Origin of the sequence: Flavobacterium sp. K77 (assembly GCF_021608205.1) — a bacterium.
Classification (GTDB): Bacteria; Bacteroidota; Bacteroidia; order Flavobacteriales; family Flavobacteriaceae; genus Flavobacterium; species Flavobacterium turcicum.
Genome location: NZ_JAKIHO010000007.1, coordinates 119,301 through 134,149 on the forward strand (window position 1 = coordinate 119,301; position 14,849 = coordinate 134,149).

The window sequence follows — 14,849 nt, forward strand, 5'->3', positions numbered from 1 at the left end:
AAATACAATTTATAATTATGAACACATCACTTACTTTTGCACAAGCACAACTATCAGACATCGATAGCGTACTTGAATTACAAGAATTATACTTAGTGACTAACTTATCCGAAACAGAACGTGCAGAAGGTTTCGTTACAACACCATTCACGGTAGAACAACTGAAAACAGTAATCGATAAAAAGGAGTTATTTCTAGCAAAAGAAGGCAAACGTGCAGTAGGATACATTTTTGCGGGCAGTTGGCAATTTTACCAGCAATGGCCAATATTTACCTACATGAGTAGCTTGATTACGCAGTTGACTTTTGCAAATAAAAATGTAGATTTTCAAAATAGTTTTCAGTATGGCCCCATTTGTATTCATAAAGAGTACCGCGGTACCGGAATTATAAAACCTTTGTTTGAACTAATGCGCAACGAAATGGTTCAAAAATATCCGTTGGCCTTGACTTTTATAAACAAAGCCAATCAGCCATCAACAAAAGCACATACTGAAAAACTAAATTGGAGTATTATAAGCGAATTTGAATACAATACCAATTCGTATTACATTCTAGCTTACGATATGCAAAATGAATTAAAATGATTATTTCAACATTTTCATTTCTTGCGTAGGCGTGTTCGCCATTTGCGTAATGGCCGGCAACATTTCTTGAATGAATGAAGTCATGTGAGGAATATCCATCGCTTTAAAATCATCGGCAACATGATGGTAATATTCAAAATTCTCAAAGTCAAATGTACTTACCGAATGACAAGGCACTTTAAATAAATCATAAAAAGAGTAGTTATCAGAGCGGAAAAATAATTGGTATTCTGCCTCTTTTGGCAAGAAACCGATGGTGTTTTTACCCGTGTACTCATTGATTTTAGTCGCCATGTTCGACTTGTCGAAACCAGTTATATAAGCCAAATAGTCTCTCTTCATAGGTACACCAATCATTTCAATATTAAAATGCGCGTACAAATTGAATCCTTGTGTTTTAAGTTTTTTGGCTAAATGTTTCGAGCCCAACAAACCTTTTTCTTCGCCGGCAAAAAACACAAACAAAACACTGCGTTTGTTATTTTTAGCCTGACTAAAATATTTAGCCATCTCGGCTACTGCAGTCGTACCAGAGGCATCGTCATTGGCACCATTATTAATAAAATCGCCGTTAACTCCTTTTTTGGTAATACCAATGTGATCGTAATGCGCACTCAAAATGATAAACTCATTTTTTAATTTGGCATCAGTTCCTTCGATGTACCCAACAACATTAAAAGCCGTTCCTTTAAAAGTACTCAACGTATCTTTGTACGAGGTAAAATAAGGCTTTACATTGTTGTCTTTTAAAATTTTCTCCAAATAATCAGCTGCTTTAACCAAACCAATCTGTCCAGTTTCGCGACCTTCCAATTCATCCGAAGCTAAAAATTTTAAAGTAGCAGCAACTTCATCTGCTTTAACTTGATAATTGACAGTTGACTTTGTATCGACTGCATTTTGTTGTGCCAAAACAGCTGGAGCAACTAATAGAGTAAAAGCTGCCGCTGCAAATGTGACGATGTTTTTTTTCATAGTTTTTAAAATTAGTTTTTTTGTTGTTTTATGACTTGGTACTTTCCTTTTTATGATACTTCTTGTAAACTTTAAACATTTGAAAAATGGCTAAAATCACAAAAAAAAGTGGAATTATAACAGGAAAAATGTAACTAGAATAATCACTAGTATGTGTTGATAATTGGTTTAATACCAAAATTAAAGCCAACATTCCTGAAAAGGTACCGAGCAATGTACCTGCAATGTAAAACAGTTTAAGCTTATTTCCTACTGAAATATATTTACCATTCATTAGGTATAAATTCCAGCCCGTCCAAAATGGTATTTGTAAAAAATTAAAAGCGCTTAAAAATACGCCAATTAGAAACGCAGAATAGTGCAAATAAGTTCCCAAAACACTTTGGTTATCACTCGAAGCTTGAGAGCCAGCGTAAAATGAATATCCTATTAGCAGCAAAAAAAGAACAGCGAAATAGTCAATATAACGCATCAACTTTAGATTTTCAACCAATCGCTGCGCAAATTTCAAGGTATAAAAAATCACAAAACCTTCGACCAAAACAACGCCTAACAGGAACCATATCAAAGATAGTAATCCTTGGCTGCGGTGAATTTCGAAACCTACTAAATTTAAATATCCCAACGGAATCGAGCCTACAAAACTGACCAAAAACCCAACTAGAATATTTTTTACGATTTTCATGATTTAAAAATTAGCAATCTTTTTACTTTGCTCCAAGTGTAAGCGATATTCTTTCATCCCTTCTTTGTGAGACAAGTAGTACGCACCATTTTTATGATTGGCAACACTAATTTCATACATGTAGGTAATGTGTCGTGCGAGTTCTTTCCAAGCAAAAAAGATGGAATGCTTTGGATCGTAAATATGGGTAGGCTCACTTGCGGCACCGTTCAATTCTACCACGGCAAAATTTTTCCCTTCTTGTAATTCGGCCATCGTGTTGTACATAATATCCAACCTCCCAAAATAAAAACCAGGAATTTGCAAGCACATTTCGTTAATAGCCTGCGTTAATTGCGGAGTTATCCAATGGCTGCCATCAACAAATTTTGCACCTCTGGCATGGTTACCGTACGGAACAAGATTTACTTTTTCGTTTAGCGGAATTACTTCTTGCATTTGTGTTCCATACTCCTGCTTTAAAACTTTTAATTGTAACTCGTAACGCGGATTTTGTTTGATCAATTCCTCCATAGTCGATTTACCATCGCCCGTAATGATTAGAAATTCTTTAGAAACAATTCCAGTTATTCTACCCAACTTTTCATGCGGATAGCGCACATAAAAAATTCCTACTTCCTCAGAATATGGAATTAAATTTTGAACCAAATAATCAAAGTTGGCCTTGGTAGCATATTCATTCAAATCAGTAACCGACTCGATTTTTTTTACACCACCGCCACGCAAACCAATATCTGGTTTTGCGATTAGCGGAAATTGAATTTGATTATTTTCTATTAAATCTTGAACTTCTGTTGTAGGTGTACCCTCAGTTACCAAAATTGTAATTGGGTAATATTGTTGAGGAATAATGTCGTAAATTTCTTTTTTAGACTCCATCATAAAACCGCCATTTTTGATAGTCGGATTGGAAGCATTAAAGAAAAAAATAGATTTGGCTTTAATGGCATAGTACGACCACAAAAAATAAATTGGGATGTAAACAATCAGAAAAGGCCAGTATTCCCAATGGGTAAGTTTATGAAAAAATAGTTTCAAAATTTAAAATTTAGACGGTGATAAATGAGGTGGTAAAATCCTCTTTTGTGATCAAGTCATAATGCAATACACTCACCTTATTCTGTTGTAAGAACGCTTGCGTAATACTTAAGGTTTGCATCTCATCATTACGATTAATTACCAAACCATTTTCTTGATTGTCGTTGTGCGTGTACCTATGAAATTGATACATGTCGTTTGCTAAAACCTGCTGCTTTTCATTCATATATTGATGAAACCATTGCGCCCGTTCCTCACGTACGGCTGAAGGATACAAGGTTGAGGAAGACCAAACATGAGGTTGATTAATGTTTAGTGATATCGTTTCTTTTTCGGAGCCATTCCAGCGTAATTGCCATAATTGTTCATCTTGAAACAACACCAATGTAAACGGTTCAATTTGATCTAAATCTATAACATCCCAAGATGCTCGTGGTGAAGAAGCGCTAATCACATCCAACACAATTAAACCGCGACTTTTGCGATATGGCAATTGTACTTGGTGTTTTTCCTGAGCACCGTTAAGCAAAACAAGAACAGCACCTGTTTCATTAGTTGCAAACCAAGTTCCGCCTGCTTTTGGATCTTTAGGATAAATTAAATTTTGACTATTAACACGATAACTTTGTGGCGGTATGGCACTTGGTCTGATTATTTTTTCGTCTCGATTAGATGTAATAATGATACTATCTTCCGTTTTTACAAAACTTACTGTGCACATTGATTTCTATATTCGATAGTGGATCTGGCAACGCCAAAATTAGGATCAATACTCACGGTTTCACACTGCAAAATAGCCACTTTTATCAACGCTTGATGGTGAATGCAATGTTCTAAATTATAAAGTAATTCTCTGTGATAATTAGTACTAATACGTATTTCCTCGCCATCGATTATTTGTAACAATTCCATGTCTTTATTTTCACGATCCAAATTTTCCTGAATGGCAATGATCTTCTCTATTGCAAACTGTGTGTCGGTTTGAATACGTGTGTTGCGAGCTCTATTATCATAATTAACACACCCTAATTCATATTGATTCTCGAGGCACTGAAACATCTCGATTATATGACGCGTGTGCTCACCGATTGTAGCATTGCTTAACTCTGGGCAGGCTTGAGAATACTCCGTTTGGGACAATTGTTGGAGTAAGTCCGTCAACTCATTTAAGCTATTTTGTATTGAAGGTAATAACATATATTTACTAATTGAACCAATTTATTAATTTATTCTTTTCTTTTGCCACCAAAGTAGCACAACAAAGAAAGGCAATTAACGCCAAAATAAAAAGCGTCGCACCATCATTTTTCACCTCGATTCCAAGGACAAAAAGGTGAGCAAAAATCGCGCCAAGCAAAATACACGTTCCTCCTATCGCGGCCGCTAATGAGGTCCTAGGCATTAGAAGAAATACAGCAACAAGTAATTCAGCGACACCAATGCTAATCCTACCATAAGGCTCCATATTCAAAGCAGAAAAAATATAAACTGACTCTGGACTAGCATTAAATTTGAAATAGAGTGTTTGGAGAAAAATTATAGCTACAATTAATCTCAACAACCAAACAAAAGTGCAGTCTTTCATGATTTAGACTGTAAAGCCTGCGCAACAGCAATCAACAATTCGGTTGAGATACGAGTTTTAAAATTTGGTGTTAGATATTCAAACTCGATTTCTGCTTTTTTGTTTAGGATAAAAAGAGCTGGAACTGGCAAAAAAGATTTATTTGTACCTAGAGAACCTTTTGAAATGGTATTTTTATAGTTTTCTGGAGCTTGAAAAGCAATTCCAACTGATTTTGAAAAAAGGCCATCACTATCAGACAATAACATGTAATTTAGTTTTTGCTTTTCCTCTGTATTCTGTAAGTTTTCTGGAGCATCGGGACTAATTGCTATAATTTGATAACCTAATGCAAGTAAGTCTTCTTCGACCTCACCCATAGCTGCCAGGTGCGCATTGCAATACGGGCACCAACCACCGCGATATACCAAGACAATTGTTTTTTGCTTTGCAAATAAGTCTTGCAAGTTTACAAGTTTATTCTCTACTGTTTTTAAACTGACAGATGGGATTTTTTCTCCAATTAACAATGGAGCAATTTCAGTTGCTGATTTGGGCAATTCCGTTTGCGCCTGAACAGAAAAACTACTGATAATAATAACTAAGGCAATGATCTTTTTCATAGTATTTGATTTTTTACTTGGTAAAAATACAAACACCTTTAACATGTAATTGTCAGCTAGATTGCAGTTGATTACAATTTAGGCAAAAGCCAGACTGTTGTGAATTACAATTTCTTTGCGACTATAACTTATGATGCCATTTGCTTCTAATTCATTCAGTAATTGCGTGGCTGTTTGCCTTGAGGTACAAATAATTTGAGCAATATCGTTTTGGGTCAAATAATTTTCTAGAATAACGGTATCTCCTACAATCTTCCCTTCTTTTGCAATCCAATCTTTCAAAAATTGTAACAAACGAGTTTTAGCATCTTTGGAAATCAAATTAGCATAACTGTTCTTAATACGTTTCATTTTTAAACCAACAAACTTAGTATAAATGAGTGCTAAACTTGGATTTTTCAGCAACAATTCCTCAAAATCAGAAATCAAAAAACTGCAAATTGCCACATCATCTGATAAAACTTTTGCATACTCGTTATTTTGACTATCTGATTCTAATGAAAGTTCCCCAAACAAGTCACCTTTTTGGATGATATCTTTAATCGTTTCGTTACCATCATCATCAATGGCGACAATCTTAATATTTCCTTTTTTGAGTAAATAAATTCGTGGAACATCGGATGATGAAAAATAAATAACTTCTCCTTTTTGAGCTTTTTTAAAACCAGTCACAATACAAAGCTGTTTGATTTGCATAAAACTCAATGTGCGGAACAATTTATGATCTCTAAGATACCAATATTTCAACTCTTCGGACATACTTGTTTGCTTTTATGTAAATGTATTAAAAAAACAAAACCCTTTCTAACCGAAATTAGAAAGGGTTTATTTTGTAATATTTAATACTTACGCCAGCATGGTAACTGGGCTTTCGATATATTGTTTTAATGTTTGCAAGAACTGCGCTCCTGTAGCACCATCAATAGTACGGTGATCACATGCAAGAGATAACATCATTGTGTTACCTACTACAATTTGACCATTTTTTACCACTGGCTTTTCTACAATTGCTCCTACTGATAAAATAGCAGAGTTAGGCTGATTGATAATTGAATTGAATTCAGTTATACCAAACATTCCAAGGTTAGAAACCGTAAAGGTACTTCCTTCCATTTCTTGTGGACCTAGTTTTTTGTTTTTAGCTCTTCCGGCAAGATCTCTTACACTCGCTCCAATTTGAGATAAGCTCATTGCATCTGTAAATTTCAATACAGGAACAACCAAACCGTCTTCAACCGCAACTGCTACTCCAATATTTACGTGGTGGTTGATAGTAATTGCATCTTCTTTCCACTGAGAGTTAATTTTTGGATGTTTTTTCAATGCCAAAGCACATGCTTTAATCACCATATCATTAAATGAAACCTTTGTATCAGGAACAGTATTGATCACTGCTCTTGAAGCCATCGCATCATCCATAGAAACTTCAATAACTAAATTATAGTGTGGTGCTGTAAATAAAGATTCCGCTAAACGTTTTGCGATAATTTTACGCATTTGCGAATTCTTGATTTCCTCTGTCATCACTTCACCTGCTGGAACAACTACTTTTGGTGTAGTTACTGTTTCAACGGTAGTTGCAACTGGAGCAACTGGCGTGGCTGCCGCTGGACTAAAGTTTTCAACATCACTTTTAACGATTCGACCATTTTCACCTGAACCTTTTACTTGGTTCAATTGAATGCCTTTATCGCTAGCTATTTTTTTTGCCAATGGCGAAGCCAAAATACGCTGACCTGCAACTGCTTCTTGAGCAACTGGAGCTGCTGCGGGAGCTTCAACTTCTGGAGTTTTTTCTGCTGCTGGAGTTTCAGCGGTTACTGCTGCTGCACCTGGAGTATAATTTCCTGCCAATGAGCTAACATCTGTTCCTGCTGGGCCAATAATAGCTAACAAACTATCTACTGCAGCAGTACTTCCTTCTTCGATTCCGATATGTAAAAGCGTACCTGCGTTGAAAGACTCAAATTCCATTGTAGCTTTATCGGTTTCGATTTCGGCTAAAATATCACCTTCAGCTACCACATCACCTACTTTTTTCAACCAAGTAGCTACAGTACCTTCGGTCATAGTATCGCTTAAACGAGGCATAGTAACCACTACTACTCCTTTTGGTAATGAAGTCGTTGCAGGTGTTGCTACTTCTGTTTTAACTTCTTCCGAAACTGGAGTTGCTTCAGCAACTGGTGCTGCTTCAACAGCTGGAGCCGCTGTACCACCAGCTAATAAAGCTGAAATATCTTCACCCTCTTTACCAATAATAGCAAGCAAAGAGTCAACTGGAGCAGTTTCCCCAGCTGGTATGCCTATGTGTAAAAGAATCCCTTCATTAAAAGATTCAAATTCCATTGTTGCTTTATCTGTTTCAATTTCAGCAAGAATATCTCCTTCGCTTACTTTATCACCTACATTTTTAAGCCAAGTTGCTACGGTTCCTTCCGTCATAGTATCGCTCAAACGAGGCATTGTGATTATTGTTGCCATAATTGATTTATAGTTTATGAGGTATAAAAGGATAGTTTTCTTGTTCGTATACTACGTCATACAATTGTTGTATTGGCGGATAATCCGACTCTTCAGCAAATGTTGCACATTCCTCTACTAAATCTTTTACGCGTTGATCAATTGCTTCAATTTCTTCGGCAGTAGCATAATTTTCATCTTTGATTATGTCTAAAACTTGTGTAATTGGATCTATTTTTTTGTACTCTTCAACCTCATCTTTTGAACGGTACAATTGCGCATCTGACATAGAATGCCCTCTATAACGGTAAGTTTTCATTTCTAAAAACGTTGGACCATCTCCGCGACGTGCTCTTTCAATTGCTTCTGTCATTGCCTCTGCTACTTTTACAGGATTCATTCCGTCAACAGGACCACATGGCATTTCGTATCCTAGACCTAATTTCCAAATATCAGTATGGTTCGCTGTTCTCTCTACAGATGTCCCCATTGCATATCCGTTATTTTCTACGATAAAAACCACAGGAAGTTTCCACAACATAGCCATGTTAAATGCCTCGTGCAAAGAACCTTGACGTGCAGCACCATCTCCAAAATAAGTTAATGTTACTCCACCAGTATTAAAATACTTATCAGCAAAAGCCAATCCAGCACCTACTGGAATTTGAGCACCTACAATTCCATGACCTCCGTAAAAACCATGCTCTTTAGAAAAAATATGCATTGAACCACCCATACCTTTTGAAGTACCAGTTACTTTTCCTAAAAGTTCTGCCATTACTCTTTTTGGATCAACGCCCATACCAATTGGCTGTACGTGATTACGGTAAGCTGTAATCATTTTATCTTTTGTCAAATCCATAGCATGTAAAGCCCCTGCTAATACAGCTTCTTGACCGTTGTATAAATGTAGAAATCCTCTAACTTTTTGTTGGATGTATAAAGCGGCAAGCTTATCCTCAAACTTTCTCCAAAGCAGCATATCTTCATACCACTTTAAATATACTTCTTTTGTAACTTCTTTCATCTGACTTTTTCTTTTGCTAAAGTGTTATTGTGTTATCAATTTGTACCTATAACGCAAAATAGTTTCCTCCCACAAATTTGCGAAATGCAAAAATAAGACATTCCAACCTAGAACTAAAATATAAACACCAATTTTTGGCGCTTTTACAAGAATTTTTTATCGAACATAAAGGGCAGTAGATTTTTGAGAGAATCTGATTGATATACTGCTCCTATTTCACCCATAAAATATATTTCTATTGGAACCTCTTGTTTGATTTCGTACTCTGCAATAGACTGCCTGCAGGATCCACATGGTGGAATTGGCGCTGTAGTTTGATTCGTATCAGAAGCTGCAGTAATGGCCATTTGCATTATTTTTGCCTGCGGATATTTTGCACCAGCATAAAAAATGGCAACTCTCTCTGCGCAAAGTCCCGATGGGTATGCTGCATTTTCTTGATTAGACCCAGTAATTATCTCGCCATTGTCTAACAGCAGCGCAACACCTACTCTAAATTGTGAATAAGGGGCATAGGCATTTTTTCGTGCTTCGACAGCTTTTTCCATCAATTCCTGAACTAGAGCAGGTAAATCAGTTGGCGCATCAAACACATTAAATTCTGTTGTAATTGCAATTGTTTTCATTTTTTGTAAGGAAAAAAAATCCAAATTTCATTCGACTACTCGGAATGAAATTTGGATCGTTATTTATTATTGAATTAAATTTTAATACACTTCGTATTTGTCACCAAAATTAAACGTTAGTGAAAATCGCAAGGTGTTTTCTAATGGGTTTCGAACATTTGACGCAGAAAACAAATAAGAAACATCTACTTTGATTGCTGTATATTTAAAACCTGCACCTAAACTAAAAAATTGTCGAGCTCCTTTTTCTGGACTTTCGTGAAAGTAACCCATTCGCAAAGCGAAAGAGTCTTGATACATATATTCAGCACCAACAGCATAAGTCACCTCTTGCAATTCTTCGCTGAAACCACCTGGCGCATCTCCAAAAGATTTAAAAACACCTGAAGTCCAGCCTATAGAACGGTAATTATTTCTGTTTTGATTTACTTCCTCATTGGTAACATCACCATCTCCATTTAAATCTGAATCTTGAAAACTTGGAATTAGTAACTTATTAAATTCAACATTAAGCGCTACTTTATTAAAATCATCTAGGATAAAATCGAAACCAGATCCTATTTTTAAATTAGCTGGAATAAAGTTGCTGTTAAAATCGTCATTGTCATAACTAATTTTTGGACCTAAGTTTTGGATATTGAAACCTGCTCTCCAGCGACCATTAAAATCATTGTATGCTATTTCCTCAGACTGAAAGAAACCAGCAACATCAACGGCAAAGGTACTTGCTGAAGTTGCATCTGTATTATCCGACGCCACTTTTAAATTAGAATTTATGAATCGACCACCAACAGCCATCGAAAATTTTTCGCTTAACTTTAAAGAATACGAAGCATCAAGTGCAAGCTCATTTGGAGAAACAATTCTTGCTGGATCAATCGCATTATCACGTAATTCAATATCGCCTAATCCAAAATAACGCAAGCTACCTGCAAAGGCACTTTTCTCGTCGATTTTTTGATAGTAAGTTAGCTGCGCCAACGAAATATCATTAACCAAGTCTGTTAAATATGGAGTATAACTTACTGAAAACCCTTTTGCATCTTCTGCAAAAGCATATTTAGCGGGATTCCATTGTTGCGAAGTGGCATCGGCAGATGTGGCTACACCAATATCACCCATACCGGCAGCTCTTGCATCAGCAGCGACTAATAGAAATGGAACACCTGGATTAAGGGTTCTCTCTTGCGCCACAGCGCTCTTACAAGCAAAAATAAATATAAATAGTGGTATTATTTTTTTCATTATGATGCTAAAATTTAAGGAACAAATATACTATATTATTAAAGGATTACAAGTTTTTCAAATTTTTCGGATTTTTTGTTGGTTAAAGTTGATTTTACTGTCAACTTATACACATAAACGCCCTTACCTAATCGGTCTCCAAAATCATCCTTTCCGTCCCAAGTAATGTCTTTTGACAAGAACCCTGAGGTAGTAACGACTTGGTTTTTGGTCCACACCACTTTTCCTGTTACCGTCATGACTTGCACTTGCACTTCTAAAGGCTCAAACGGCCTATTGTGTGTAAACCAAAACTCCGTGTAACTCACAAAAGGGTTGGGATAATTTAGCACCCTAGTCAAACTCACTGCATCATCGCCCACCACAACAAATTGGATTTCTGACGTAACTGGATTATTATACACATCCCAAGCTGTGAAGGTTATAGTATGCAAACCTGGCTCCAAATTACGCAGTGGAAAACGCAACGTACCTTTTGTAAAATCATCAACATTTGCTTGATAGTAATCATTGAGAATAAAAGGATTGTTGACATCTCCATCTAAAACTGCAATTATATCATGACCAATTCCGCTAGCTGTGTTAATACCGTTCTCATCTTCAAGGTAAGCTACAAAAAAGGGCGAAGCATTGGTAACTCCTCCTGATACAAATGTCTCGTCGTTCATATATAACTGCACTCTCGGACTAATATTGTCTGCCACTGCATTTTCGTTAATACCACCTACCTTTATGGTAGTATCAAATCCCGCTTCATTTTGTAAAACTTGTGCTCTTTTAGCATAAAAACTAATACGTCCTTCGCCAATAGGAACTCTAATATCACGCGGTACGACAAAACTAAACTCGAACTTCCCCGCAGTAATACTTGCGTTTCCTCTAAAAATAGTCTCACCTAAAACATTAAAATTGATTGGCGGACTATTCCCATCATTATTAAAGGTGCTGCGAGCAATCATTTTATCAAAAACAGAAGTACTAAGTTCTCCGTTGTAGAACGTAAGCGGATTGTTGTTCTCATCTGTAATTTCTCCAGCTAATTTTATTTTAGAAAGCGATTTAAAATCAGGAAGCACATCTGTAACGGGAATATCATTAACTCTAGTTAGTCTAATTTTTGGTTTAGCAATAGCAAGCATCAACGCAGGATCACCAATGTAAAAAACCACGTTTGTTGCCGATGTGGGATTACTATTTTTTGAAATACGCAATGCCTCAGCAATCGTTGTGTATTGATTAGAACCATAGGAAAGCAGATTTTTGGTAAACGTATCATTGAAAGTTTCGGCACTAAATTGACCAATAGATCTAATTGTGGTGATCATTGCAATAGCACCACCCTTGGGATTCCAATAAGTAAATTCACCAGCAGTTGGACGAAACGGGTTATCAAAGCGCGAAAAGTCACAAGTTATGGTTATAAACAAAGGATATTTGTAACGATTACTCAAGTTTTGTCCATCTGATTTTTCCCAAATACGTTCTGCTGACAATCCATCCTCGCCACCATGACCGAGATAATTAAATACAAGGGCTCCTTTTTCAAAAGCATTAAAGAAATCAGTTCTCGCTTTTGGATAACGCGAACCTCCTGCAGAGGCTTCTTGTGTATAAGAATCCAACAGAATTTTACTGACGTTAAAAAAAGGCTTTTCGGTTACGATCTTATTTGCTAAATTATTTTGCTTGTTTTGTAAGTTCGCATCTGACGGCACGTCAGAATCATCGGAAACCAAAACAAAATTGTTCCGCCAACTTCCGTAAGAGGCCAAATCATGGTATTCAAAAACTTTGGTAACCATTTCTTCAGCTTGCTTGCTATCATTTACTAACATTCGTCCTACCGCAATATCTATTCCACCAAAACGAGACACAATATTCCCTTCATTAGCATCCATTAATCCGTAGAAATCATCAGAGGCATATGACGATTCTCCAGATGTATTACTATTTAAGGAGTGATAGATAGGAACAATATTTGAATTATTAGGGATTCTGTTTTTATAATCATAGGAAGCATCTCCAAAAAGATTCAGATACTTGATGCGTCTGTCGGGAGAAGAGGCATTTTGATACATATATTTAACACAATTTCTAATAGCTGCAATATCTTGTTTTCCTGATGAGAATTCCTGATAAATTTGCTCTAACGGAATTACCCTTACCTTTAAATTGGAATTAGTACGATGAAACGCTGCCAATCGCTCCGCTTGCGAAAGCAGAAATGAAGGTGCAAAAATCGCGTAATCAATATCCTGAAAATTACCTTGCTCATTTTTTAATAAGGTCCCTTTCAAATTCTGATTTGCAACTTTTGCGTTGGCTTCTCGCATTGGCTCTAAATAATCAGCATTATCTATTGCAACATATTTGCGAACCTCACCGAGAACTGCTTTAAAATTAATAGTATTTTGATTGGAATTAGCAAGCGATGTAACGTTGTATAAATCTGTCACATCCCAAATTTGACTTATCTGCGCTGCGTTAACAACAACGTAATTAGCAACACCACTACCAGAAGCAGCTTGCTCGTATTGAAAAAGAAATTGTTTGCCATAACCTTGTAATTTTCTTTTGGCTTGTAGCCTAATATGATCTAAAAAACCTCGAGAACCCGGAACACCGTTGTTGTTGTATTTTAATTTTATTTTAACCGTTTCTGCCGCCGTAAATTGAGTGTTAGCAGGAAGCGATGCAGCAAAATAAGCCACATCCGAAGCCGCGTTCAAAGCAGGAAAAGATAATGATCCAGTAACTGCGCCATTGGCACTTATTTCGAAATTAGTTGTGGCAAAAGAGGCTGATGCTGCCGTCACCATTAATTTAATAGGGCTTGAGGTATCAATATTAGGAAAGGAAAAATCAAACTCTTGCTCTGCTTTCACATTAAAAATTTCTCCAAACCACTGCCTGCCCAATCGAGCAACATTTACCAAATCTTGTTCGTAAAATTGGTAATCGTCAAATGAATTAATATTTAATGTAGCCGCTGCAGACGGCTGCGGAAGAGGAGTCATTCGCTTTCCATCGGCACCTTGAACATTGATATAATAATAAGATTTGCTATCGTATAAATTTTGATGTGTCCTACTTTCGTCATTCCAATTGGCAACACCTTCACCATAAAAAAGAATAAAATCTTCATTATTAAAAATACCATCCGTTTCACCTATAACCTGAATGGCATTCTCAACAAGATCATTTGGATAAAAAATTGAATTAGCAAGCGGCAACATTCTACCACCGTTACCATAAATTTTAATTTTACGTGGATCAACTCTACCTACATCAATACCTAACTGTTGCAAAAAAGAGCGACTAATTCTGTAAGCTCCGGATTTTTCTATATAAAATCGATACCAATTACCACTAGCTAGCACTGAATTAGTAATTGCATTACTTCGTGCATTTTCTGTACGCAATCTTGAAGCAGCGGAATTAATTTGATACGAAAACGAAACAATTTTTTTTAAACCCAAACCATCTTTTACAATTGGCGAAATATGAATAAAAGCATCCCATCGATCACGCGACTTTTTAATATCAAGTTCAGCCACAACTTTGTCTGGAATTGCTTTTAAATCCAACTCTCCTAACTCATCAAAACCCATCATCTGGTAATTCACCGCTGTAATTTGCAGAACACCTTCATCAAAAACAATAGGCTGAACGACACGGTGGGTATACATAATGCTTTTGTTAGCATCATTATACTCAAAACCAAGATTTGAAAAGGACGGAATTACTCGTTTGAAATCGCCATAAAACATCTCTTTTTTTGCAACCCAATCTAAAACAACTTCACCTTTAGTTTGTGCGATAGACCCGCACGAAACAAGGAACAGCAGAAGTAAAAGCGTATTTTTCATCATGATTTTTAACGGGATTGTACAGACCTTATTATTAATGCGTAAAAATAAATCATTTCGTGCCATACTGAATAATAAATAGTATAAATTTGCGTTCTATTAGACAATTTAATGTTAAAATTAGATTGATAAATTTTTTAAAAAAAG

General features: G+C 36.2%; 14 protein-coding genes. 1 reads left to right on the forward strand and 13 read right to left on the reverse strand.

The genetic code is table 11. The annotated features are described in order from the left end of the window. Positions 1 to 17 precede the first annotated feature (17 nt). A complete protein-coding gene (locus L1S34_RS12905) occupies positions 18 to 587 on the forward strand; it encodes a GNAT family acetyltransferase (protein WP_236364345.1) in 570 nt (189 codons plus the stop codon). Here L1S34_RS12905 and L1S34_RS12910 read toward each other — a convergent pair whose 3' ends face one another. The 13 genes from L1S34_RS12910 to porU all read right to left on the reverse strand — a co-directional run bounded on the left by L1S34_RS12910 (position 588) and on the right by porU (position 14,702). Further along, entirely contained in the window at positions 588 to 1,562 is a 975-nt protein-coding gene (locus L1S34_RS12910) for a M20/M25/M40 family metallo-hydrolase (protein ID WP_236364346.1), read from the reverse strand. It abuts the gene before it with no gap. Positions 1,563 to 1,590: 28 nt separating this feature from the next. Beyond that, positions 1,591 to 2,247, reverse strand: a complete 657-nt coding sequence (locus L1S34_RS12915; protein WP_236364347.1) for a hypothetical protein — start codon at positions 2,245 to 2,247, stop codon at positions 1,591 to 1,593. 3 nt (positions 2,248 to 2,250) lie between these two features. Further along, positions 2,251 to 3,285, reverse strand: a complete 1,035-nt coding sequence (locus L1S34_RS12920) for a D-alanine--D-alanine ligase (protein ID WP_236364348.1) — start codon at positions 3,283 to 3,285, stop codon at positions 2,251 to 2,253. Positions 3,286 to 3,295: 10 nt separating this feature from the next. Next, positions 3,296 to 4,006, reverse strand: coding sequence for an NRDE family protein (locus tag L1S34_RS12925; RefSeq protein WP_166137999.1), 711 nt, complete (start codon positions 4,004 to 4,006; stop codon positions 3,296 to 3,298). After that, positions 3,994 to 4,446 (reverse strand): DinB family protein, encoded by a 453-nt coding sequence (locus L1S34_RS12930; RefSeq protein WP_225872946.1) that lies wholly within the window; start codon positions 4,444 to 4,446, stop codon positions 3,994 to 3,996. The genes L1S34_RS12925 and L1S34_RS12930 overlap by 13 nt, the downstream gene beginning before the upstream one ends. Positions 4,447 to 4,489: 43 nt before the next feature. Continuing rightward, positions 4,490 to 4,870 carry a DoxX family protein gene (locus tag L1S34_RS12935; protein WP_166137993.1) on the reverse strand — a complete coding sequence of 127 codons (381 nt, stop codon included), beginning with the start codon at positions 4,868 to 4,870 and terminating at the stop codon, positions 4,490 to 4,492. Then, positions 4,867 to 5,472 carry a peroxiredoxin-like family protein gene (locus L1S34_RS12940; protein WP_236364349.1) on the reverse strand — a complete coding sequence of 202 codons (606 nt, stop codon included), beginning with the start codon at positions 5,470 to 5,472 and terminating at the stop codon, positions 4,867 to 4,869. The genes L1S34_RS12935 and L1S34_RS12940 overlap by 4 nt, the downstream gene beginning before the upstream one ends. A 78-nt stretch (positions 5,473 to 5,550) precedes the next feature. Then, positions 5,551 to 6,231 carry a Crp/Fnr family transcriptional regulator gene (locus L1S34_RS12945; protein ID WP_236364350.1) on the reverse strand — a complete coding sequence of 227 codons (681 nt, stop codon included), beginning with the start codon at positions 6,229 to 6,231 and terminating at the stop codon, positions 5,551 to 5,553. Between the two features lie 87 nt (positions 6,232 to 6,318). Continuing rightward, entirely contained in the window at positions 6,319 to 7,956 is a 1,638-nt protein-coding gene (locus L1S34_RS12950) for a pyruvate dehydrogenase complex dihydrolipoamide acetyltransferase (RefSeq protein WP_236364351.1), read from the reverse strand. Positions 7,957 to 7,963: 7 nt separating this feature from the next. After that, a complete protein-coding gene (gene pdhA, locus L1S34_RS12955; protein WP_166137981.1) occupies positions 7,964 to 8,962 on the reverse strand; it encodes a pyruvate dehydrogenase (acetyl-transferring) E1 component subunit alpha in 999 nt (332 codons plus the stop codon). A gap of 143 nt (positions 8,963 to 9,105) precedes the next feature. After that, positions 9,106 to 9,588, reverse strand: coding sequence for a cytidine deaminase (gene cdd / locus L1S34_RS12960; protein WP_236364352.1), 483 nt, complete (start codon positions 9,586 to 9,588; stop codon positions 9,106 to 9,108). 81 nt (positions 9,589 to 9,669) lie between these two features. Further along, positions 9,670 to 10,833 carry a type IX secretion system outer membrane channel protein PorV gene (gene porV, locus L1S34_RS12965; RefSeq protein WP_236364353.1) on the reverse strand — a complete coding sequence of 388 codons (1,164 nt, stop codon included), beginning with the start codon at positions 10,831 to 10,833 and terminating at the stop codon, positions 9,670 to 9,672. A 38-nt stretch (positions 10,834 to 10,871) separates the two neighbouring features. Next, positions 10,872 to 14,702: a type IX secretion system sortase PorU gene (porU, locus tag L1S34_RS12970; protein ID WP_236364375.1), complete on the reverse strand. Its 3,831-nt coding sequence runs from the start codon at positions 14,700 to 14,702 to the stop codon at positions 10,872 to 10,874. Positions 14,703 to 14,849: the final 147 nt, after the last annotated feature.

Coding starts and splice junctions, on each gene's coding strand:
- L1S34_RS12940 (WP_236364349.1), bottom strand. CDS start 5,472: ATGAAAAAGATCATTGCCTTAGTTATTATTATCAGTAGTTTTTCTGTT.
- L1S34_RS12935 (WP_166137993.1), bottom strand. CDS start 4,870: ATGAAAGACTGCACTTTTGTTTGGTTGTTGAGATTAATTGTAGCTATA.
- L1S34_RS12910 (WP_236364346.1), bottom strand. CDS start 1,562: ATGAAAAAAAACATCGTCACATTTGCAGCGGCAGCTTTTACTCTATTA.
- cdd (WP_236364352.1), bottom strand. CDS start 9,588: ATGAAAACAATTGCAATTACAACAGAATTTAATGTGTTTGATGCGCCA.
- pdhA (WP_166137981.1), bottom strand. CDS start 8,962: ATGAAAGAAGTTACAAAAGAAGTATATTTAAAGTGGTATGAAGATATG.
- porU (WP_236364375.1), bottom strand. CDS start 14,702: ATGAAAAATACGCTTTTACTTCTGCTGTTCCTTGTTTCGTGCGGGTCT.
- porV (WP_236364353.1), bottom strand. CDS start 10,833: ATGAAAAAAATAATACCACTATTTATATTTATTTTTGCTTGTAAGAGC.
- L1S34_RS12905 (WP_236364345.1), top strand. CDS start 18: ATGAACACATCACTTACTTTTGCACAAGCACAACTATCAGACATCGAT.
- L1S34_RS12925 (WP_166137999.1), bottom strand. CDS start 4,006: ATGTGCACAGTAAGTTTTGTAAAAACGGAAGATAGTATCATTATTACA.
- L1S34_RS12915 (WP_236364347.1), bottom strand. CDS start 2,247: ATGAAAATCGTAAAAAATATTCTAGTTGGGTTTTTGGTCAGTTTTGTA.
- L1S34_RS12945 (WP_236364350.1), bottom strand. CDS start 6,231: ATGTCCGAAGAGTTGAAATATTGGTATCTTAGAGATCATAAATTGTTC.
- L1S34_RS12950 (WP_236364351.1), bottom strand. CDS start 7,956: ATGGCAACAATAATCACAATGCCTCGTTTGAGCGATACTATGACGGAA.